The sequence below is a fragment of the Limnothrix sp. CMB-01 genome, assembly GCF_055193175.1.
On the sequence record NZ_CM143720.1, the window covers coordinates 2973427 to 2995806 of the forward strand.

17 protein-coding genes are annotated in these 22380 nt (G+C 56.0%); 6 read left to right on the plus strand and 11 right to left on the minus strand.

All coding sequences use genetic code 11. From position 1 onward, the window contains the following. The first annotated feature begins 57 nt into the window (after positions 1-57). Complete coding sequence (locus ACZA91_RS12430; RefSeq protein ID WP_463182472.1) at positions 58-1440, plus strand: FGGY-family carbohydrate kinase; 1383 nt, start codon at positions 58-60, stop codon at positions 1438-1440. Between the two features lie 36 nt (positions 1441-1476). On the opposite strand, the gene ACZA91_RS12435 is transcribed toward ACZA91_RS12430, so the two are convergent. From ACZA91_RS12435 to psb32, 9 genes are all read right to left on the minus strand, one after another. Then, the gene (locus ACZA91_RS12435) at positions 1477-2910 is read right to left on the minus strand and encodes a cytochrome P450 (RefSeq protein WP_463182473.1); all 1434 of its coding nucleotides are present in this window, start codon (positions 2908-2910) and stop codon (positions 1477-1479) included. Positions 2911-3039: 129 nt separating this feature from the next. After that, on the minus strand, positions 3040-4032 hold the full coding sequence (locus ACZA91_RS12440) for a methyltransferase domain-containing protein (RefSeq protein ID WP_463182474.1): 993 nt from the start codon (positions 4030-4032) through the stop codon (positions 3040-3042). A gap of 87 nt (positions 4033-4119) precedes the next feature. Continuing rightward, a complete protein-coding gene (locus tag ACZA91_RS12445) occupies positions 4120-4803 on the minus strand; it encodes a class I SAM-dependent methyltransferase (RefSeq protein ID WP_463182475.1) in 684 nt (227 codons plus the stop codon). Between the two features lie 201 nt (positions 4804-5004). Beyond that, entirely contained in the window at positions 5005-5922 is a 918-nt protein-coding gene (thyD, locus tag ACZA91_RS12450; RefSeq protein WP_463182476.1) for a thylakoid membrane protein ThyD, read from the minus strand. A gap of 242 nt (positions 5923-6164) precedes the next feature. Continuing rightward, complete coding sequence (psb28, locus tag ACZA91_RS12455) at positions 6165-6560, minus strand: photosystem II reaction center protein Psb28 (RefSeq protein WP_463182477.1); 396 nt, start codon at positions 6558-6560, stop codon at positions 6165-6167. A gap of 106 nt (positions 6561-6666) precedes the next feature. Further along, entirely contained in the window at positions 6667-7671 is a 1005-nt protein-coding gene (locus ACZA91_RS12460; RefSeq protein WP_190528362.1) for an acetyl-CoA carboxylase carboxyltransferase subunit alpha, read from the minus strand. A gap of 97 nt (positions 7672-7768) precedes the next feature. Next, positions 7769-8800, minus strand: a complete 1032-nt coding sequence (locus tag ACZA91_RS12465; RefSeq protein WP_099535008.1) for a long-chain acyl-[acyl-carrier-protein] reductase — start codon at positions 8798-8800, stop codon at positions 7769-7771. A gap of 383 nt (positions 8801-9183) precedes the next feature. Next, the gene (locus tag ACZA91_RS12470) at positions 9184-9885 is read right to left on the minus strand and encodes an aldehyde oxygenase (deformylating) (RefSeq protein WP_463182478.1); all 702 of its coding nucleotides are present in this window, start codon (positions 9883-9885) and stop codon (positions 9184-9186) included. Positions 9886-10525: 640 nt separating this feature from the next. Next, on the minus strand, positions 10526-11254 hold the full coding sequence (gene psb32, locus ACZA91_RS12475; protein WP_190532776.1) for a photosystem II repair protein Psb32: 729 nt from the start codon (positions 11252-11254) through the stop codon (positions 10526-10528). 219 nt (positions 11255-11473) lie between these two features. Between psb32 and ACZA91_RS12480 the strand changes: the two genes are divergently transcribed. The 4 genes from ACZA91_RS12480 (at position 11474) to ACZA91_RS12495 (ending at position 19478) form a co-directional block, all read left to right on the plus strand. Then, complete coding sequence (locus tag ACZA91_RS12480) at positions 11474-11611, plus strand: hypothetical protein (protein ID WP_463182479.1); 138 nt, start codon at positions 11474-11476, stop codon at positions 11609-11611. Next, positions 11598-12335, plus strand: a complete 738-nt coding sequence (locus ACZA91_RS12485; protein ID WP_099534996.1) for a DUF554 domain-containing protein — start codon at positions 11598-11600, stop codon at positions 12333-12335. The genes ACZA91_RS12480 and ACZA91_RS12485 overlap by 14 nt, the downstream gene beginning before the upstream one ends. A 762-nt stretch (positions 12336-13097) precedes the next feature. Continuing rightward, on the plus strand, positions 13098-16877 hold the full coding sequence (locus ACZA91_RS12490) for a GAF domain-containing protein (RefSeq protein WP_463182480.1): 3780 nt from the start codon (positions 13098-13100) through the stop codon (positions 16875-16877). A 636-nt stretch (positions 16878-17513) separates the two neighbouring features. Further along, entirely contained in the window at positions 17514-19478 is a 1965-nt protein-coding gene (locus ACZA91_RS12495) for a GAF domain-containing protein (protein ID WP_463182481.1), read from the plus strand. 285 nt (positions 19479-19763) lie between these two features. On the opposite strand, the gene ACZA91_RS12500 is transcribed toward ACZA91_RS12495, so the two are convergent. Continuing rightward, a complete protein-coding gene (locus ACZA91_RS12500; protein ID WP_463182482.1) occupies positions 19764-20249 on the minus strand; it encodes an REP-associated tyrosine transposase in 486 nt (161 codons plus the stop codon). Positions 20250-20479: 230 nt separating this feature from the next. Between ACZA91_RS12500 and ACZA91_RS12505 the strand changes: the two genes are divergently transcribed. Then, positions 20480-20650, plus strand: a complete 171-nt coding sequence (locus tag ACZA91_RS12505) for a CU044_2847 family protein (protein ID WP_463182483.1) — start codon at positions 20480-20482, stop codon at positions 20648-20650. Positions 20651-20862: 212 nt separating this feature from the next. Here the strand turns inward: ACZA91_RS12505 and ACZA91_RS12510 are convergent, their stop codons facing one another. After that, positions 20863-22281, minus strand: a complete 1419-nt coding sequence (locus tag ACZA91_RS12510; protein WP_463182484.1) for a hypothetical protein — start codon at positions 22279-22281, stop codon at positions 20863-20865. Positions 22282-22380 lie beyond the last annotated feature (99 nt).

The window sequence follows — 22380 nt, forward strand, 5'->3', positions numbered from 1 at the left end:
GCTTCAACTTAACGCACTAGCAGTTAACCGTTGATTAACCCACTAGGAGCCACGAGTATGGATTGGGGCCGCGATCAACAATGGGCTAATCAGTTGGCCATGGGCATTGACTTTGGAACCTCCGGGGCCCGAGCCATGGTGGTCGATCGACAGGGAGCCGTAGTGGCCCAGGCACAGGTGCGCACATCGGGGACGGAATCGGGGAGTGCAGCCGATTGGCTGGCGCAATTGACGGCTCTGCTGGCGGATTTGCCCCGATCGGTGCGGCAACAAACGGGGGCGATCGCCATCAATGGCACTTCGGGAACCGTGCTGCTGTGCGATCGCCAGGGTCATCCCCTGACCGCTCCTCTTGTTTACGATGACGATCGGGGCCAATCCGTTTTGCCCCAAATTGCCGCGATCGCCCCGGCAGATCACGTCACCCACAGCGCCACCTCCAGCCTAGCCAAGTTGCTATGGTGGCGAGCCACAGAATATGGCGGTCAGTGGCCCACGGTGGATCCGCCCCAATTGCTCCATCAAGCGGATTGGCTCGGGGCCCAACTGCACGGTCAATTTGGCATCACGGACTATCACAACGCACTGAAGTTGGGGGGCGACCCCATCCGCCAAACCTATCCCCAATGGTTGCGCCGTTTGGATATTGGGCCATCGCTGCCCAAGATTGCACAACCGGGCCAGGCGGTCGGAACCATTTTGCCCCTGTGGGCTGATCGCTGGGATTTCCCGATCAATTGCCAAATTTGCACCGGCACTACCGATAGCATTGCGGCATTTTTGGCCAGCGGAGTCCAGGAACCCGGCCAGGCGGTCACGTCCTTGGGGTCTACCCTAGCGATTAAATTACTGAGCGAGCAGCCCGTGGCCGATCGCGCCCATGGGGTCTATAGCCACTTTCTGGGGCGATCGTTAATGGCCCGTTTGGCTATGGCCCCCTTGGCCCCTGGGAGTGGCAACACGACCGCTAGTCCCCCCTTGGTCGATCGCTGGTTGGTGGGTGGGGCTTCCAATGCCGGCGGCCGGGTGTTGCGGCACTTTTTTTCTGACCAAGAGTTACAACGGCTCACTGCCCAAATTGATCCCCAGCAGCCCAGCCCCTTCGACTATTACCCCCTGCTGGAACCGGGCGATCGCTTCCCCATTTGTGATCCCCATTTGCCACCGCGCCTCACGCCCCGACCGGCGGATCCCGCCGCCTTTTTGCAAGGCATTTTGGAAGGCCTAGCCCGGATTGAGGCCCAAGGCTATCAGTTACTTCAGCAATTGGGAGCCAGCCCGCTGCAATCGGTGCAGACGGCCGGTGGTGGGGCAAAAAATGATGTATGGACGGCCATTCGATCGCGCCATTTGGGTTGCCCCGTGCGATCGGCAAAGCAGACGGAGGCGGCCTATGGCACGGCCTGGCTGGCTTGGGCCGGTTTGCTTGGGCCGACTTGATCGCGGCCCCATCATTCACCGCCCGATCGATCAGCCCTAGGCCACCGTTTGGGGCTTGGGCACTGGGGCAGGAGCCACCCGATCGCGCCGGGTCATCCGCAATCGCAGCGGCCCATCAGGCCCCACGGTCACCCCTCGGCGGGCCGGGCGGGGAGGCAACACCCCGGCATAGGCCACCGACCAGTCCATCAGCAGCGTTGCCAACACCAGCTTCATTTCAAACTGGGCAAAGGCCATGCCAATGCAGCTTCGGCTGCCGCCGCCAAAGGTCAAAAATTCCGAATTGCTGAACGATCGCTCCAAAAATCGTTCGGGTTGGAACTGGGTTGGGTTGGGATACAAATCCGGCCGACGATGAGCGCTGTAAATGTTGGGCGAGACAATGGCCCCGGCGGGATAGTCATAGCGCCCGATCGTTGTGGGCTTCAGCAAGCGGCGCGGACTGCCAATCAGGGCCACGGGATACAGGCGCAAGGTTTCCTGGCAAAAAGCGTTCAGGTAGGGCAGTTTGGCGATCGCCATCGGTTCCGGATCCGGCCCCAGTTCGGCAATTTCCGCCCGGATTTGATCGCCCATGGCCGGAAACTGCGTCACCCACCACAGGGCCCAAGCCAAGGACGTGGCGGTGGTTTCATGGCCGGCCAGCAGCAGGGTCATTAATTCGTCGCGAATTTCCTCGTCGCTCATGGGCTGGCCCGCTTCATCGCGAGCCGCCAACAACAAGCTCAAAATATCGGTGCGATCGCTCGGCCCCCGATTGGTGTCTGGGTTCGGTTGAGCAGCGTTCTGTTGAGCTTGGACTTGCTCAGCACGGCGATCGGCAATTTCCCCATAGAGCAAGACATCAAGCTGATTCCGCAACTTCAGAAAATAGCCCCAAGGACTCCATGGCCCCCAATCCCGCTGCAAGGACGGCAAAAACAACAGGCTAGAGGTGAAGGGCGATCCCAGCAGGTCTAGAATTTTGGCTGCCAAAACTTGGATTTGGCCATAGCGATCGCCATCCACCAGCCCAAACACCGCTTTCAGGATGGTTTTCAGCGTAATGACTTGGGTTACCTTGCGCCCAGCAATGACCTTTTGTGATCCCCAATCCGCCGCCTGTTGGCGGGTTAAGTCACAAATCAACCGCCCATAGGTTGTCATGCGTTCGCCATGGAACGGCGGCAACAGCAACTTGCGATGGCGACGGTGGGGATTACCATCCAACAACAGCAGGGAATTGAGACCCACCAGCGGCTCCAGCAGATAATTCATGGAACCGCTTTCGATGTGGTTGGGATCCAGGGAAAACACATCCGCGATCGCCTCTGGATCCGCCACAAGGGTCATGCGCAACCCGGTGACCAGTCCCAGGGAAAACGTTGACCCCCATCGATCGGTGCATTGATCCAGAAAAGTTAGCGGATCAAACAGCCAGCGAAACAGTTGCCACCCGGCGGGACTCGGCACAGGATTGGGAAAAAGCATGACTTGCGAGGAACGTCAGATTGGGCGATCGATTGGGGCGATCAACTTGGGCGATCGATTGGGGCGATCAACTTGGGCGATCGATTGGGGCGATCAACTTGGGCGATCAACTTGAGCAAGCCTTTTGCCTTAACGAGCGGTGGTAGTCGTGGCCGGTTGAGCCAAAACCGGAGCCGCCGCCCGCACTGCTCGGAACATGCCGAACCGACAAAGCCCGGCCCCAAAGGCCAAACGCATCAGCAGCAAGGTGGGCACTTCCCGCAAAGACTTCACCAGGCCCGGAACACCAAACTTGATCAGACCGGCGGGTCTGGCTACCCCTTGCCAGATGGAGTCAAGCCAAGAGGGCAAGGTTTCAGGAGTCCAATCAGCCGTCATCACATCGCCATCCGTGAGACCCGTGGCGGCCAGGTCTTCGGCAAAGCCTTCAATGCTGGCGAAGGCCGGGTGGGCCCATTGCTCCAGCAGTTGTTTCATGACGGGGCGCTCCCAGCCGTTGAGGGGCACTTGTCGATCGTCCCGCTGGTTCCAGTCAGCCACCACCAGAATTCCGCCGGGCTTGAGCACTCGCAGCAGTTCCTTGGCGAAAACGGCCTTGTCGGGCATGTGGGGCCCCGCTTCGATCGACCAAACCACATCAAAGCTGGCATCGGGGAACGACAGGGCCATGGCATCATCCACCGCGAATTGTGCGGTCACATCCGGCGGGGTCAAGGATTGGGCCCGGGCCACCTGCTGGGGACTGATCGTAATGCCTGTGACCTGGAAACCATAGTCCTTGGCCAGAATGCGACTGCTGCCGCCAATGCCACAGCCCACATCCAGCAGGGTTGTGCCGGCTGGCAGGCGATCGAGCTGGCCCCAACGCACCATTTCATGGACAAAATCCGCTTTGGCCGCCAAAAAGTCCTTGCGGCGCGGGGGAGAGCCATAGTGACCCAAATGGATATGCTCACCCCAATAGAATTCCAAAATGCCGTCTGTGGTCCACTCGTCATAGGCGTTGGCGACGGAGTTGGCGGACTGGTACTTCCGAGGAGACCACAAATACAACGCCAGACCCAAAAGGGGCAAACCAACGAACAGGCCAAGGGCGATCGGGAGGGATAGGGGCAGGGTCATGGCAAAGGCAACCAAGCGGTCATGAAGCAATGGACAGGATCTATCGAGTTGGGCTGTTGATTAACCCCTCCAAGGGGCGGCCCATGTCTAGCTTGCCAGATTTGGGCAGGGACGGCGGCGAGCGAGGGTCATCCCATCCCCGATCGGGACGAGGCTTAGATCCACCCGAGGGTCTTGGTGCAACCGAGCGTTGAATTCGCGAATCGCTTCCGTGTTGTTTTCCTGGTTGGTGGGATCGACCACGCGCCCGGCCCACAGCACATTGTCAATGGCGATCAGGCCACCGGGTCGCACTAGGGCCAGGCAGCGATCGAGATAATTGGGGTAATTTTTTTTGTCCGCGTCAATGAAGGCGAAATCGAAGCAATCTGCCTGACCGTCCGCCAGCAATTGATCGAGCGTCTCGAGGGCCGGCGCAATTCGCAGATCGATTTTGTGGGCAACGCCGGCCCGTTGCCAGAATTCCTGGGCGATCGCGGTGTCGTTGGCGCTCACATCGCAGGCCACAATCCGCCCCCGATCGGGCATGGCCAAGGCGACTGAAAGGGTGCTGTAGCCCGTGAAGGTTCCCACCTCGATCGCCCGCTCAGCCCCAATCAGTTGCACCAACAGAGCCATGAACTGGCCCTGTTCCGGCGCAATTTGCATTTGGGCGGCGGGGTGGCGAGCGGTTACCTGCCGCAGTTCCTGCAAAATTGGCGCTTCCCGCAGGGACACGGCCAACAAATAGTCATAGAGGCGATCGCTCAGATCCAGCGTGCGAGGAGACATGGCAGAGGGGGGCGGGCGAGATGACGGATGCCACAGATATTAATGCTGACAATAGGGCTGGCAATAGGGCTGCAACCAAAACCGGAAACAAGGTTGAAAAAGCCAGAAGTCTAAATGCCGGAGACTCTGAGCCAGCAAGGAACAGGAGCCACCGGGCAGCGGGGGGATCCACCGTTTTGGCTCCCCCGGCCCCGACAAGCCCTAGACGATCTCACGCAAGGCCGCCGACAAATCCCCATAGTCAAATTGGAAGCCCGCCTGTTGGGCCCGATCGGGCAGCACACATTGACCTTCCAACACCACCTGAGCCGCTTCCCCCAGCAATAGATCCAGCGCAAAGGCAGGCACCGGTAACCAAGAGGGGCGATTCAGCAAACTGCCCAGCACCTGGCACAGTTCCCCCATCCGCACCGGTTTGGGAGCGGTGGCGTTATAAACCCCACTGAAGCTGGGATCCTTGAGCGATCGCTCAATCAGATTCACCACATCTATCAAGTGAATCCAGGAAAACCACTGTTGACCCGTGCCCAAGGGGCCGCCCGCAAAGGCCCGAAACACCGGCAGCATTTTGCCCAGCGCACCCCCATCTCCCAGCACAATGCCCGTGCGCAAAATCACCAACCGGGCTTGCTGGGCCGTGACAGCCTGGGCTTCCGCTTCCCAAGCTTGGCAAACCTGGGCCAAAAAGCCCTGGCCGGCCGAGCTGGCCTCGGTGAAGGTGGCCGTTTCGCTGGGGCCATAAAACCCGATCGCGGAGGAATTCACCAAAACGGTGGGTTTGGGATTGGCCGCCGCGATCGCCTCCACAATTCGCCGGGTTCCCAGTTGGCGACTGTCCAAAATTTCCTGCTTGCGGGCCGTAGTCCAGCGGCCTTCCGCGATCGGCGCACCGGCCAGGTTCACCACCCCATCGCACCCCGCGATCGCCTGTTGCCAATCGCCAGCGGCCGTGGGTTCATAGCCCACAATCGACAGGTTGGGAAAGGCCGATCGGGGGAAACAGCGCTCCGCCCTTGCCCGATCGCGACTGAAAAGCACCAGGGAATCCCCTTGCTGATTCAACCGCTGCACCAAGGCACGGCCAACGAAACCGGTTGCTCCAGTGATTGCAACTTTCATGGGGGACTCTTCGCCAGAAAAACGGTAGAAACGCGGGATCTGAATGGATGGATGGGCACAACGGATCTGAGTGATTTTGGCTGAGTGGCTTTGAAGGACTCAGATCTCGAGAACGCATCATCCATGCCTAAAGATCGACTCATCCTATTGTCGATCCATTGTCGATTTGTCGATCAGCCCCCATGAATTAGCCGTGAATTAGCCGTTGATTCACCCACCCGATCACCGGCCATGGCGATCGCCTAGCGCGGGGCATAGCCCATTCCATTGGCATCGGCATAGCGATTCATGAACCGCATAAACCGATCCCACTGTTCCGGGATTTCAATCCGAAATTGACATTCAAACCGCTCAAAATCATCACCTTCGGGCCCGCCGAAGATAAACCGCACGCTGGAAGGTTCTACCAAAATGTCACCTTCCTCGTCTCGCAGGCGCAGGCTCCCGGAAAACCGATTGGTCACGGCCCGAAAGCGCTCAATGCAGTTCAGTTGCTCAAAAACCATCATCACGATCTTTGCACCCGTGGCCGGATCCCGTCGCAGGCTCACGTTGCTGGGATCTTCAACCACCCCATCAAAAAACTCCATAGATGGGGCGATCGCACGGTCGATCGCGCCGCTGGTCGCATCGCTCATAGATACCTCCAAGGCCCCTGCGAGACTGATCCCCACGGGAAAAATACAGGATGCTCATTTCTATGATCGGATACAGACGCTTAATTGGATCTGCCCACGGCAACGGCTACGAAGCGGAGGTCGCCAGCGATTCGATCGGCCCTTCGGTGAATTGACCAATTTTGCGGAATTTCTGATAGCGGCGATCGCGCCGGGCCTGGGGCGACAGGCTCAGGAGTTGTTCCAAGGCCCGCACGATCGCCTGCTTCAGGGTTTCGGCCGTTTCCAGCGGGTTGGAATGGGCCCCGCCCAAGGGTTCCGACAGAATTTCATCCAAAATCCCCAAATCCTTCAGATCACGCGCCGTGATCTTCAAGGCCTCGGCCGCTTGGGCCGCCTTGCCCGCATCTCGCCACAAAATTGAGGCGCAAGCTTCCGGCGAAGCCACAGTGTAGACCGAGTGCTCAAACATCATCAGCCAGTCGCCAACGCCAATTCCCAGGGCCCCGCCGGAGCCGCCTTCGCCAATGATGGTGCAAAGGATGGGCACATTGAGCCGGAACATTTCCCGCAGGTTATAGGCGATCGCCTCGCCTTGGCCCAGCCGCTCGGCATCAACCCCCGCCCAAGCACCGGGCGTGTCAATAAAGGTAATGATCGGCATTCCGAACCGATCGGCATGTTCCATCAGGCGCATGGCCTTGCGATAGCCGCCGGGGGTTGCCATGCCAAAATTCCGGGCCACATTGTCTTTGGTGTCGCGGCCTTTTTGGTGGCCCAAAATCACCACGGGCATTCCGTCCAAACTGGCCACGCCGCCCACAATCGCTGGGTCATCTCCCCCGCGCCGATCGCCGTGCAACTCCAGCCAATCATCGGTCATGGCGTTGATGTAGTCCAAGGTGCTGGGGCGGCGGGGATGGCGAGCCACTTGCAACCGCTGCACCGCCGACAAACCGCCATAGACCTCTTGGCGCAACTGGTTCGATCGCTCCTCCAACTGCTGGATTTGATCGCTCACATCCACCCCGTTCTCCTCCGCGAGGCGACGGATCCGCTCAATGCGCTCTTGCAGATCCACGAGCGGCTTTTCAAAGTCCAGATACAGAGGTTTTCGATTTGCAGTAGCCATAGGTCAAACACAGGCGCGATCGCGCAACGGTCGTGGTTGCCAACTTCGGCAGGGGCCCCGGTGGGCAACGGGGCCCCAAAGCTGGCGCATGGGGTCTTTAGCCGACAGGATCGAGCAACAAGGGTTTGAAACCGTGCTTAATCGAGGCTTCTCCAATTTGCAGCATCTTCTCGATCGTGATTTGGTTGCGGTTCCACGAAAAGTTCGTGTACCACTTCTCAAATTCCAACAGCATTGATTCTCCAAAGCAGGCAAAGATGTGGCGCTTTGGGTTCACCATCCCGATCGCCCGCATGATCCGCGAGTCAATGTCCAGGGTGTGCTCCACAATACCACCGCTCAACACATGCACACCCGGCGCTTGGATTTTGGTGCCCATGTTTTTCGGATAGCCACCATCGATGATCAGGCAAGGCTTTTTCAGCATTGTCGGATCAATTTCCACCCCCTTGGGCATACTGGCCACCCAAACGATAATGTCCGCTAGGGGCAAAGATTCTTCCAAGGACAGGATTTTGCCGCGTCCCAGATCATCCCGCAGCGCTTGCAGGCGATCTTCTTGGCGTGCAATCAACAGCAAATCTTGGATATTTGTGCGGGCATTGAGCCACTGACAAACGGCGCTGCCAATATCACCCGTGGCTCCGCAGACGGCCACGGTCGCTCGGGACAGTTCCAGATTCAACCGCTTGGCCATCTCTTCCACTTGGCGGCAGATGATGTAAGCCGTGTGGGTGTTGCCGGTGGTGAAGCGAGCAAAGTCTAGCTCCACATTCCGCACCAAACGAGTTTGAGACAAATTGAAATTTTCAAACACGATCGAGGAAAAGCCCCCCAGCGCCGTCACTGACAACCCCAGCTTTTGGGCATGGGCCATCGCGTTCAGCACCTTGCGCACAGCGGTTTTCCCGCGATTGCTGGTGAGCATTTCCGGCAAAAATCCCGAGTCAATATACTGACCTTCGATTTCTTGTCCAGTGGCGCTCTTCACCCGCACGGTATCGACCGCTTGGGGCGGCGCACTGCACCAAAACTCCAAATCCCGATCGGCACATTCGGGAAGACCCAACTCGCGCGCGATTTCGTGCGTTCTTTCTAAGCTGGGGGAGTGACCGATAAGACCAAACATCTCTTTGCTAAACGGGTTGAAGGGGGATAAGGAAGCGAAGGGAACGAACAGGGAAGCGCAGGAATCCAACCCATTGCACAAGCCCATCACAGAGCCATCAAAGCAGCGGTTTGGGCCAGAATCAGCCGCTTTGGCTACTGATTTGGCCTTTTACTGGTTCTGCCCTTTTGCAAGCCCTGTCAAGACGGGGGCCAGGCTGGGGTGACTGCGTTCAAGAACATGACCCCGATCGCCAAATCATCACGATCGAGGTCGGAGACTGCACAGCAACAGTCTTGGAAAATCATGGCCCCAAGCTGGGCGCAAATCTACAGCGATCGGGCGGCGGGAATTGGGCTGGGGGGCCCAGCGTGAACTGGAACCCCCCAAGCCTGCCCTTCGCCTTAGGCGGCAGCGGCTGCCAAGCCGGCCGTCAGCATTCGCAGGGTTTCACGGGTGGTGAAGCCAATGTTTTGCAGCGCTTCTTGGTAGGCGATCGTGAAGTCTTCCATCAAGGCTTCCTTCTCCATACCCAGCACCAGTGCGTCAGCGGCCACTTCGTCCAACATGCGCCAGACGATCGCCAGGTTTTCGCGATTGGCACGCTCTAGCTCATCCTTAGCGCTTTCAAAGTTCGCCTTAAGCCATTGCTCGCCAAAGTTCAGGTGCAGATATTCATCCTTGACCACGTTTTCCGTGATTTTGCGAGCAAAATCATCGGCGTGGGGGATGTAGACGTTGTAAGCCGAGATCGCAAAGGCTTCGATGATCAGCGCTTGGATCAGCAGGCAGGTGACGATGTTGCCACTGGCCGCCGCCACTTGGAAGTTGCCGTGCAAATCCGAAAAGAACTTCTTGGCGAAGTCCATGTCGGGAGTCACGTTCAGGTTTTTGCCGCAGGCGGTGAAGCCTTTTTTGTGGCGGGCCTCCATTTTGGCCAAGTCAGCCAATTCGTCGGCATGGGTGGGCATCAGCTCGGCTAGACGCACGTAGTTGCTGGCGGCTTCGTCTTCGCCCTCAATCACGATCGCATTGATGCGGCTGTAGGCATCTTTGTAGGTTTCACTTTGGTAGTCGATCGCAGCGGGTGCCTCGAGTTGCGGCATAGGTAGTTTTTCTCCTCGTGGGTAACGGTCGGAAAACGTTGACTGAGATCGGGTTGCTCATCACTGGAGGGCTGCACTGAGAGCTGCAACACCTACGCGCGGCTGCTTTCCGGCGCTGTCCCGAACAAATATTTGAAATTCTATCACCCTAGCCATAGGTTCCCAGGGGGGGAGCGCAGTCAGGATGGGGGGTAATCAGCGATTGAATTGGGCAAGCATCTGGCCCAGGGTAGGAGCCGATCGAGCCGGTCTGTGTTGATTCGGGCTGATGGCGGGCTATGGGTCAGTGCCCCTTGAATTGGTCAGGAAGCGTCCTAGAACTGAGCCTAAAGATGAGCAGAACTAACCGGAAGGAATTACTACTATCAAGAGTGTTAATGATTTTATTAATTGTGCCCGCCATTGTGCCTGAATTTCGGCGAAATTGGTCTTGATTCAGGGAAGGGCCAGAAATTTTTGCCCCTCCCATTAGACCGCCCCAGGCCAGCCCCCGCAACGCGAGATGACTTGAAAGACGACCATAGCCAAGGTTATGGCTTTTGCCATGGTCCTAGAGACTCTGGCAACTCGGAAGCACTCAGCCAACCTCAGGTCTAGGTCTGAAGACATCTCCGCCAGCGCAGGCCCAAAAATATCGAACTCAGCGCACGTAGGCGAAGTAGGTGACCATGGGGATCACGGTGGCCAAAATCAACAGCACCACGACCAGGATCGTGGAGCCATTGCGATCGGTCTCTTCAGCTTTTTTGAAGGTGCTTTCTACGGAAATTTTGCTGACGACAACCGGCGGGCCGGGATCCGGTTCGCCAGCCAAAACCACGGCCAGCCGATCTTTAGCTGCGATGAACGCTTCGTTGTAGTTGCCATCGCGGATTGGCACCAGCAGGGTTTCTTGGGCCACGCTGGTGGCAATGTCGGCGGTGAGGGTTGCTTGGGCGCTGCTGCCCACCTCGATCGCCGCATCGTTGGTGACCGCATCAAACACCATCAACACTTGGTTGGCTTGGTCTTCGGCTTCCGGAAACCAGGTTTCAAAAAGTTCTTGGGCAAAGCTATCGATCGTTTCGCCATAGTCCAAGCGGCGGAACGTCACAAACCGAACTTCTGACCCCGTGGACTGGGCCACATCGCGCAGGGACTTTTCGAGACTGCCTTTGGTGAGGCGGCTGAACAAATCGGCACGATCGAGCACCCAAGTTTGCGGGTCAAAGGTCGGCATGTCATACACCCCCGTGGCGGCGGCGGGCGCGCTGGCACTAAACCAAAGGCCAACGGCGGCCACCAACGCCAGGGTCAGGGCCCATAAACGGCGGCCCAAGGGGGGCTGTGAGTGACGGGGTGGGGGATTAAAGGAGCTGAGTGGGGTCATGGATGATCAGAATTTATGACAAAGATTGGCAGCGTTGATAGTTGGCTCCCTGGCCCATTTTAAAAGCCGGTGTTTCCGCTGGCGCGGCCAAATTGCTCGCAACTCATTCAAATGATTCAGAAATTGAATTCAGGGGATTCAGAAACTTGATTCAGGAACAAATTCGAAAGCTGGTCTCTTGACTGGCGCGGCCCAATGGCTCCCCAGCAAATCCTAAGCATGATCCCAATCAGCCCCTTGCGATCGCCTGAAATGGCCCTACGCTGGTCGATTGTGTTGCGCGATCGCGGCGTTCGCGCCCCCGTCTTCTCAACCTGCTCGCTTAACCTTCCCCGATCGCCCCATGGCCCCCTTTAATCCCCTCAGCGGAACCATCATCAACATTGCCACCATCTTGGTTGGCAGCGGCCTGGGTTTGCTACTGCGCAACTACTGGTCTGCCAACATGCTGCAAATCGTCACCCAAGGCGTGGCGCTAATTGTGATTTTGGTGGGGTTGCAAATGGCCCAAAGCCTGAGCCGGCTTCAGGGCATTGCGATCGATGGGATTGTGTTGGGGCTGGTGGCGCTGGTGGTGGGTGGTCTGGTAGGAGAAGCCTTGGCGATCGAACGCCGCTTGCAACAGTGGGGCGACTGGCTCAAGAGCAAAGTCAAGGGCGACGGTCAATTCACCGAAGGCTTTGTGGCCGCCAGTTTGTTGTTCTGCGTGGGGCCCATGGCCCTGGTGGGCTGCCTGAACAACGGTCTCACGGGCGACGATCGAATCTTGATTCTCAAGGCCTCCATGGACGGCCTGGCGGCGATCGCCCTGGCCGGTAGCTCCGGGTTGGGGGTGGCCTTTTCAGTGTTGCCCCTGGGGATCTATCAAGGGGCCCTGTCCCTGGCGGCGGGCTTGCTGACCCAATTTGTGCCCAACCCAGCCACCGATCCCCAGGTGTTGGCCCTCACTGGTGTGGGCGGCTTGGCCATTGTGGCGATCGGGTTGAACCTGTTGGCGGTGACTCAAATTCGGGTTGGTTCGTTTTTGCCAGCCCTGGCGATCGCTCCGGCTATGTATGCTCTGCTCCGGGCGATCGGCTAACCGACCTGAAAACAGTCATAGCAGGGGCTGGGAAATGCTTTTCAATCATGCTTTCAAAATGAGCCTTCCAGGGCTGGACTATTTTGGTGGCATCAGCGTTTCCCGAGAGGTATCAATAGTCACCGTCAGCGGCAGCCAGAACCAGAAATAGAAATCAGACAGTCTGTAATTTCAGCTTTTTTCAAGTATTTCAACTTTTTTCAAGTTCTAATTGTTTTAAGCGGGTATTTTTGAAGATTCAGAACATCTTCGCCACGGTAGACAATGCCTTTTCGCCCTGTTAGCCTAGAAATTAGGGATTATTAAAAATATTGGGACTGGGTGATTGGTTTCACCCATTAAGTTTTTTGTGGTCAGGACTTTCAAAACCCTGATCACGGGAATTAATCCAGAAAGATTTTGAAACACTGGTCACTCAGTCGCGACCATGTTCTTCAAAATCGAATTTTTAACGAATATTCAAGAAAACCATACTTGTGTAAATTAATACCTGATTTTACCCTGATTCTCTCTTGTTCACGGATCATCATCCATCAAAATTCATCTATCCTAGAAATAAGGAGAACGAATCCTGAGGGCAGCAAATAGCAAATTAGGGCTAGTTTTGAACAATTTTCACCCTTTTTCAATTTTTCCACGTCTTTTGAAATTTCATTATGCTCGCCTGATTCGGTTGGGGTAGGAAGATTTTGCTCTGTGTGGCTTTCGCAAACCTCAGCGCAATCAACTCGCTCTCCCTAAATTACCGCGCTATCTTGATCCATGAGCCAACTACGCCTCAATACCGCTGTTACTCCGCCGATGCAATCACCGACAAAAGTTTTATTAATTGGGGCCTCTAAGAGCGAAGTAAAAGTTTATACCAGTTATTTGCAAGCGATCTTGCAGAGTGATTTCCATCGGCAATATGAAATTTTGGTTCCGCCGAGTCGGGAACAGGGTGTTGAGTGGTGGCGATCGCACCGGCCCGATGTGGTGCTGTTAGATTTGATTGATCGCACGGGCATTCACGTGCTCGAAAGTCTCCACGAGGGCATCAAACGTCAATTGCCACTGCCGGTGATTGTGTTGATTCAAGCCCACCAAGAATCCTTGGCGGAACAGGCCCTGAAACTGGGGGCCATGGATTATTTAGTTAAAGAGCATTTAACCGGTTTGGCCCTCCGCAAAACAGTGGCCGCCGTGCTGTTGCATCGCAGTTTGGTTAAACAGGCGATCGAACAAAAAGTTGAGCCAGAACCCAAGCCAGATCCTGAACTTTCTCAGCCACCAATTGCTCAATATGCTCAACAAGCTCAGTCTTTGATCGCTTCCTGCTCTGCATCTTCTGAATTATGCGCCGGGTCATATTCCCATCTCTCTCTTGATCTGCGCGACCAGCAACACCTAAACGCAATTTTGAAGCAGCAATTAGCCGCCATTGAATGCGCCAAAGATGGGATCGCCATTCTCAAGGAAGATACTTACGTTTACCTCAACCAATCCCATTTGGAAATGTTTGGGTATGATAGCCCAGAGCAGCTCTTGGGAAAGTCTTGGCGCAGTCTCTATAGCGAGGCAGAATTAGACCGCTTTAAACGAGACATTTTTCCAATTTTGATCCGCGATCGGGCTTGGCAAGGGGAAGCTATTGCCAAGCGGTCTGATGGGAGTAGCTTTGATGAGGGCTTATCCCTCACCGTCACAGACGATGGATTATTAATTTGCGTTTGTCGTGATATCAGCGCCCAAAAACAGGCCGAGCGTGCGTGTCATGCATCCCAACAACTCCTGCAAGGGATTTTGGATACGGTTCCAATTGCTGTTTTTTGGAAAGATCAGCGCCTGAAATATCAAGGCATTAATAACTACAGCGCCACAATCATTGGACTAAATTCTGCTGAGGAGTTAATTGGAGTCGGAGACGATCAACTACCTTGGAATCCAGAAACTCTGGCACAGATCCAAGAAGAAGATCGACAAATCTTGCGATCGGGGGAAGCTGTTCTCCGCTGTGAATTGGAATATGGCTTGGCAGATGGCTCGACAATTTGGTTAGAAACCAACAAAATTCCGCTCAAAGATGCTCATGGCCGCACTTTTGGAATTTTGGGAACAGCTCAGGAAATTACGAGACGCAAACAGGCCGAGGCTACCTTAAAAAAACAAGCCGAAAGTGAGCATTTAGCGCTCATGATTGCTGAACGAATTCGGCAATCTTTGGATTTGCAAACTATTTTTGATGTGGCTTGCAATGAAATTCGAGCTGTATTAAAGGCCGATCGCGTTGGAATTTTTCGGTTTTATCCCCCATCTGACTACGACGATGGTTGCTTTGTGGCAGAATCGGTAATCCCGCCCTATTCTTCTGCCCTCAGTCTTCGTGTTCATGACCATTGTTTTGGGGATAACTATTCCCAGCTTTATGCTAATGGTCGCTATTTTGTGGTGGATGACATTTACAACAACGGTCTCACCAAATGCCACAGCGATATTCTGGCCCAATTTGAAGTGCGGGCTAATTTGGTGATGCCGCTGCTTTGTGGTTCAGAACTGTGGGGTTTGCTGTGCATTCATCAGTGCGATCGCCCGCGCCACTGGTTGCCGGATGAGGTGGAATTGGCCCACCGGCTTGCTAATCAATTGGCGATCGCAATTCAACAATCCAGTCTCTATTACCAAGTGCAGCAAGAACTGGAGGTGCGTCAACAGGCCGAATTACGCATCAGCCGCCAGTTACAGGAACAAACTGTTTTGGCACAAATCACCGAACGCATTCGGCAATCCTTAGATTTGCACCAAATCTTAAACACCGTCACCCAGCAGGTGCAAGCGGTGATGCAGTGCGATCGGGTGATTGTGTTTCAACTGTTTGATGATGGCCGCAGCGCGATCGTCGAAGAAGCCGTCCTTGAAGGATTAGTTCACCTCAAGGATCGCCATTGGGAAGATGAAGTTTGGTCTTCGGAAATTTTGGAGTGGTATTGGCAAGGCAAGGCCAGAATTGTGGCCGACGTGATGGACGATCGCTGGACCGATTGTCTGCGGGAATATTCCCAAGAGGGCCAAATTCAATCCAAAATTGTGGCTCCGATTTTGCAGGAAGCCTTTGCCCACGAAGATCACCGCTGGGTTGCCCCTGCCGCACCCAACAAACTCTGGGGTGTTTTGGTGGTTCATGCTTGCCATGAAAAGCGGGTTTGGCAAGAGTCTGAAGCTCAGTTGCTGCAACAAATTGCTAACCAATTGGCGATCGCCATTCAGCAAGCCACCTTGGTCGATCGACTGAAACAGGAACTGACCCAACGGCAAGCCGCCCAAGCACAACTGACCGAGCGTAACCAACAGCTTGCCCTCAACAACGAAGAATTGGCCCGCGCCACCCGCCTCAAGGATGAATTCTTGGCCAATATGAGCCATGAATTACGAACCCCGCTCAATGCCATTTTGGGTATTGTGGAAGGGCTGCAAGAGAATGTGTTTGGCCCCGTTTCCGAGCAACAAATCAAAGTGCTGCAAATTATTGAACGCAGTGGCAATCATTTGTTGTCCCTAATTAACGACATTTTAGATTTGGCCAAAATCGAAGCGGGGCGAGTGGAATTGGCCTACAACGATGTGGAAGTGCGCCCCCTTTGCGATTCCAGTTTGGCTTTTGTGAAACAACAAGCCTTGGAAAAACGAATTCGTCTGAGCACCAAATTGCCCCGGGATTTTCCGCCCATCCGCATTGATGAACGGCGGGTGCGACAGGTGTTGATCAACCTGTTAAATAATGCGGTGAAGTTCACCTCAGAAGGTGGCTCCATTTTGCTGGAGGTGGGCTATGCCAACCTGGACGGCTTGATCGACCAGCCCGACCCCAACAGCCCAAACCTTTACGAAGCCCTGCGGTTCAGCGTCACCGACACCGGCATCGGCATCAGCGAAGAAAACCTGAAACGACTCTTCCAGCCCTTCATTCAGGTGGATAGTGCCTTGAACCGTCAATACGAAGGAACCGGCTTGGGCCTGGCCCTGGTGAAGCGGATTGTGAACCTCCATGGGGGCATGGTGAACGTCACCAGCACCCTGGGCCAGGGCAGTTGTTTTTCCTTTACGTTGCCCCTCACGCAGGCCGTGTCAGTGGCAGCGGTCAGCGGCCAAGGGGCTGAGGTAACGGAAACCACATCGCTGCTGGATGGGCCCGAATCCGCGCCCCTGATTTTGTTGGTGGAAGACAACGAGGCGAACATCGTCACCGTGTCGTCCTATTTGGATACGAAGGGCTATCGGCTGTTGGTGGCTCGGGACGGGGCGGCCGCCGTGACCTTGGCTACCCTGGAGCGGCCCGACTTGATTTTGATGGATATCCAGATGCCTGGAGTGGATGGCATTGAAGCGATGCGGCAAATTCGCAACGATGAGGAACTGGCGGACGTGCCGATTATTGCGCTCACGGCCCTGACCATGCCGGGCGATCGGGAGCGTTGCTTGCAAGCGGGGGCCAACGATTACCTCAGCAAGCCCATGCGCCTGAAGCAACTGATGGAATTAATCCAAAAATGGTTACTCAATCGTTAGGGTTTGCCCAAATTCGTTAGGCGATCGCTCGCTAACCAAGCCGAATTAGGTCGTTTTCGTAACTAATTTGTCATGAAAACCCTTCACATTCGGGAATTTCGCGTTTTTGGGAGCCTATTCCCGAGTTTTTCGCCTTTAGCCGCTACCGTAGGCCCCCATCAGGGCAATCCCGACCCTTGGTTCGCAGTTCGCAAGCAACGCGATTTGCGAGCGATCGCCACGTGGCCGCTTGCACCCCTCAAGACCCGCACCCACATCTCTCTCCCCCATCAGGCTGGCTGACTGACAAAATTGTCAAAATTGCTCAACTGGTAGGTTGGCTTGAGGCCCGTGGCTTGCTTTCCGCAGGGTCATCCAACAACCACAAAGATTGCAAAGATTGCATGGATTGCGTTGGATTTTGCAAAGCTCAACCCAACCTACTGCTAGGGCAAATTGAGTATCAATGCCGACTTTTGAAATTCGGTTTTTGAGCCATCCTGCAACAGGATTCAAACCCCGATTAAGCACAAGAATGCCCGAGGCGATTCACTGGGTTCTTGGGTGTTTTTGTAGATGGCATTTTCGTGAATAGCGTTTTCGTGAATACAAATTTTCATTAGCACTCTGACCGAAACTCCACCGCATTTAATCCCTATGAGCTTTGCGAATCCTGCAATCCACTCTCCTTTGATGGCTCCCGATCGCGCGACCTACTCTTGCTTGAGCGATCGCAATGCGCAGATGGTGATCACAGCCTTAAGCCAGTGGGCCTTGCTTGAAAATCAGCTCGATCGCTTGTTTGAGCGGGCCGTGCAGGCGGTGACAGAAGTGCTGAAAGTCTCCTACAGCAGCATTTGGCGCGTATTGTCCGATCGCCAATCCCTGCGGCGCGTGGCCACCATTCCCGCCGCCGCCAACGAACCCACGGAAGTGACCGTGGCTAACGTGCCCCTGGTGCAGTCGCTCTTCAGTGTGGAATCGCAGTTGCTGGCGGCGAATGTGCCCTTGGGTCACGATTTACAGAACTTTCCCCTTCCCTTGCCCGCCAACAGCCAAAGCGGTTTGCTGCTGGGCGTGGTGGGCCGCGATCAACTGCTGGGGCTGCTGGAAATTCATCACGAACAGCCCCGATCGTTCTCGGAAGATGACGTTTACTTCCTGCAAGCCGTGACCAATGTGCTGGCGGGGGCGATCGAACGGCGGCGATCGGAAGCCTTGATTGACACCCAAAGCCGCGTTCTCGGTTCGATCGCCCAAGGAGCCAACCTGCAATTCGTTTTCAATCAACTCTGTGAACTGCTAGAGCAGGAACTTCCCGGAGCCTATTGCTCAATTTTGGTGTTGGATCCCGAGCAAAAATGCCTGCGCGCCGGGGCCGCCCCCAGCCTGCCCAGCGAATTTGCCCGAGGGGTTGATGGGCTGATGATTGGCGAATGTGCCGGATCCTGCGGCACGGCGGCCTATCGCGGTGAGCCGGTCTTTGCCACGGACATTGCCACCAACCCCCTTTGGTCATCCTTTCGAGATTTTGCCCTCAGCCACGGTATCCGGGCCTGCTGGTCGTCGCCCTTTTTGGCCGCCAACGGTGAGGTGCTGGGAACCTTTGCCCTGTCGCACCGGTTTCCCTGCCAGCCCACGGCCTATCACCGAGAGGTGATCAACACCGCCGCCAGCCTGGCCAGCATTGCCATGGAAGCCCACCGCCGGGCCGAAGCCTTGCAAGCCGCCAATCTCTCCTTGGAACAAAAGGTGGAAGAACGCACCGCCAAGCTTCAAGACACCCTTCAACGATTGCGCCAGGCCCAAGCCCAATTAATCCAAGCGGAAAAGATGTCGAGCTTGGGGCAAATGGTGGCCGGAATTGCCCACGAAATTAACAACCCCACAGCTTTCATTGCGGGGAATTTGTATCACATGGAAGCCTATTTCCAGGATTTGGTGAGCATTATTCAGGCCTATCAAGCGGAATATCCCAATCTTTCGCCGGCCATGCGCGATCGCCTGGCAGAATTGGATTTCGACTTCCTCATTGCCGATTTACCGCAAGTGCTCGGCTCCTTACAATCCGGTTGCCAACGAATCACCAATATTGTGTTGGGGCTGCGGAATTTTTCCCGCTTGGATGAGTCCAGCATGAAGGCGGTGGATTTGCATGAAGGGCTGGACAACACATTGATGATTTTGAATCACCGATTGATTGACCAGGGTGATCGCCCGGCGATTCAAGTGACCAAGGACTATGGCCCTTTGCCTCCGGTCACTTGCCATGCCAATCAGCTCAATCAGGTGTTTATGAATCTGTTGAGCAATGCGATCGATGCCTTGGCCGATCGCTGGGCCCACGAGGGAGCCGGATTTGTGCCCCAATTGCACATCGCCACACGCCTCAGCCAGCCCGATCGGGTGCAAATTTCCATCCAGGACAACGGCTTGGGCATTCCCGAAGCGCTGCGATCGAAGATTTTTGAGCCGTTTTACACCACTAAGCCGATCGGCCAGGGCACGGGGCTGGGTTTGGCCATCAGCTACCAAATTGTGCAGGAACAGCACCAAGGATCGCTCGGTTGCCATTCAACGGCCCAGGAGGGAACCACGTTCACCGTGGAAATTCCGATCTAGGCTCACGGGTTGCGGTGCAAGGTGGAGCCTGTGAAAGCACAACCACAGCACCCTGCAATGGCTGATGGGTCACCGCAGGGCGATCGCCACCCAACAGACCAGGGATGCTCGTTTCTTTGTGGTGGGTTGTGGCACGCGGAGATGGTCGTTGAATGGGGGGCGGCGCATGGGAGATGAATGGAGATTATTATTTCCTCCCAACCAAATTATGGTCGTTGAATGGGTGGCGGTGCATGGGAAATGAACCCAAATTGTTGTTGATTTCCCAGCGTTCTCCCATGCACCCTACGGGTTGATCGAGCGGTGGATGGTGGAATAGGGCCAGTCGGTGGGGGTGATGGCGTGGCCGTGTTTAACGGGGTTTTGGTGAATGTAGTGGATGTGGTTTTGGAAATCGGCCTCATCACGAATTTGGTGTTCCCAAAACCGACGTTGCCAATAGGGGTGATCGCCTTGGGTTTGACGCGATCGACTGCTGGGTAAATCGATCGGGAATTGGCGGGTGCAAACCTGAGTGGTGCGAGTTTTGATCAGCCGCCACCGGGTCGAAAAATCATCGTCACCTGTCGGTAACGTCCAAATGCAATGGAGATGATCGGGCAGCAGCACCCATGCATCGATCGAGAACGGATAGGCGGCTTGGGTGGTGCGAATGGCTTGGCGCAGGGCTTGCCGGGCGATCGGCTCACAAAGCCACGGATAGCGACCATAGGTGACAACCGTAAAAAAGTACGTGCCCCCCTCTGATCGCCAGCGCCGATAATTGGGCATCGCATCCCTCCCCGTAACAGATCACCCCATCCATTATTCACCACCCTACAAATCCCACCAATCCCGTAGGGTGCATGGGAGCAAGCCCCAATAGTCACGAAACGGTTAATTCGTACTCCCATGCACCGCAGCCCGATTGTCACCCAACCGATCATGGTCGTTGGATGCGTCACAGGTGGTGGTGCATGGGAGATGAACCCAAATTGTTGTTGATTTCCCAGCGTTCTCCCATGCACCCTATATTTGTATGGGAGCCTTTCGCCTGTATGGGAGCCTTTCGCCAGTTCTCGGCGGCCAACGTTGAAGAAATGACCGTGAAGTTCAACGTCAAAATTGGTGGTCAAGGTGGGATTCCCTTCTTGGTGCGCGGCTCCATGGACTACGACTTTGGGATCGAGTAGCCGTAGGGTGCATGGGAGCAAGCCCCAATAGTCACGAAACGGTTAATTCGTACTCCCATGCACCGCAGCCCGATTGTCACCCAACCGATCATGGTCGTTGGATGCGTCACAGGTGGCGGTGCATGGGAGATGAATCAAGATTGTGATTGCCTTCCAAGCCTTCTCCCATGCACCCTACATTTGTATGGGAGCCTTTCGCCAGTTTTCGTCCGCTACGGTTGGTTGAAGGGGGTTGGGGCGGGGCCCAGGTCTTGGAGCTTGCGGGCGAAATAGCTTTCGCGGTGTTGCAACTGCTTCGCCAAAATCGCCGCCTGTTCGTAGGCAATGCGGGCCCGATCGCGCTGATTCAAACTGACAAACAAATCACCCAACTTTTCGTAGGTGTCCATCATCCCGTAGCCGTCCGCCGCCTCGCGGGCCAACTCCAACAGGCTGATGTAAAGACTGGCGAGCAGATCGGGCTTGTCGGCAAAGGCGGGGCGGCTGCGATAGAGAGTGGCCAGGCGATCGAGCGCTTCTCGGGCAATGCCCAACTGCTTGATGGAGCGGGCGGCGGCGGCCGTTTCGCGATATTGCAACACCGCCTCTTCCACACGATCGGCCCGGTCAAAATTGGCGGCCAACTCGCTCATCAAGGGCGGAATGAGCCGCACAATCCCCAATTCTTGATAGACCCCCAACAAATCGCGCTGGGCGGCGATCGCCTCATCCCATTGGCGCGATCGATTCAACAACATCACCAATTCCCGCGCATAGCGCACCTCGGCCTGGCGATGGAGCGGAATGGTGGGTTCTGTGCCCGGCGGCACGGGCACCGCCACCCAACGACCCGCAGCAATTTTGGCCCGCTCGATCGCCAGCAGCTCCCGGTAGGCATCCACAGCCGCCGCATCCTCAAACAGGCTGGCTCGCAATTGGCCGATCGCCACCAGATATTTTTCAATTCCCGTGGGATCGTCGGCCGTTCTGGCCATCAACAGGCGTGGTTCCAACACCGCCAAGGCTAACTTGGGCGCACGCACTTGGTAATAGGCCAAGCCCAGGGCCTCCAGCAGGGCCGGATCTTCAGGGATGGGCAGCGGTTGTTCGTCGGGCAAAACCGGCTTGGGGCCCGTTTGCCCTGCTTGGATCGCCTTGATTCGATCGGTCACCACCCGCGTTTCTTCCACGGCCCCTTCCCGCCAAGCCAGCTCGCCCACCCGTCCCAGGGCTGGCAATTCTGCAAATACGCCCAAAAACCGCCGCAATCGCAGTTCTCGATTCCAAAGGGCGAAGGCTTCTAGGGTTTTGCCGGCCCGCAGGGTGGCCGCCGCCTGGAGGTTCAATTCATCGAGGGCCAAACGCAGCCGATCGCGCTCCGTGGGCGACAGTTCCCGCTTCATGGGAAACTCCGGCAGTAGCGGATCCGCCTCTAACAGTTCCAGCGGACTGGGCGGAAATTCATCCCTGGCCGGCCGCGAAAAGATGTCAAAAATCGGCAGGTTATCCAGGAAAGGCAACTGGGCGCGAGCCACTTCCCCGGCGCTGGCCAAGACCAGGGTGATCGCCCCCGCTGACATTGCCCACCGCAGCGATCGCAGCAGTCCATTCAGGGAAAATTCAGCGCGGGAAGGAACGCAACGGGCAGGCATGGGTGAATTGTCCCCGGAAAAACTGAATGAAAAAGAGACTGGAATAAAAAAGAGACTGAACCGGGCGCGACGGGCGAGCAGCGGCGAACCGTAGTGTTA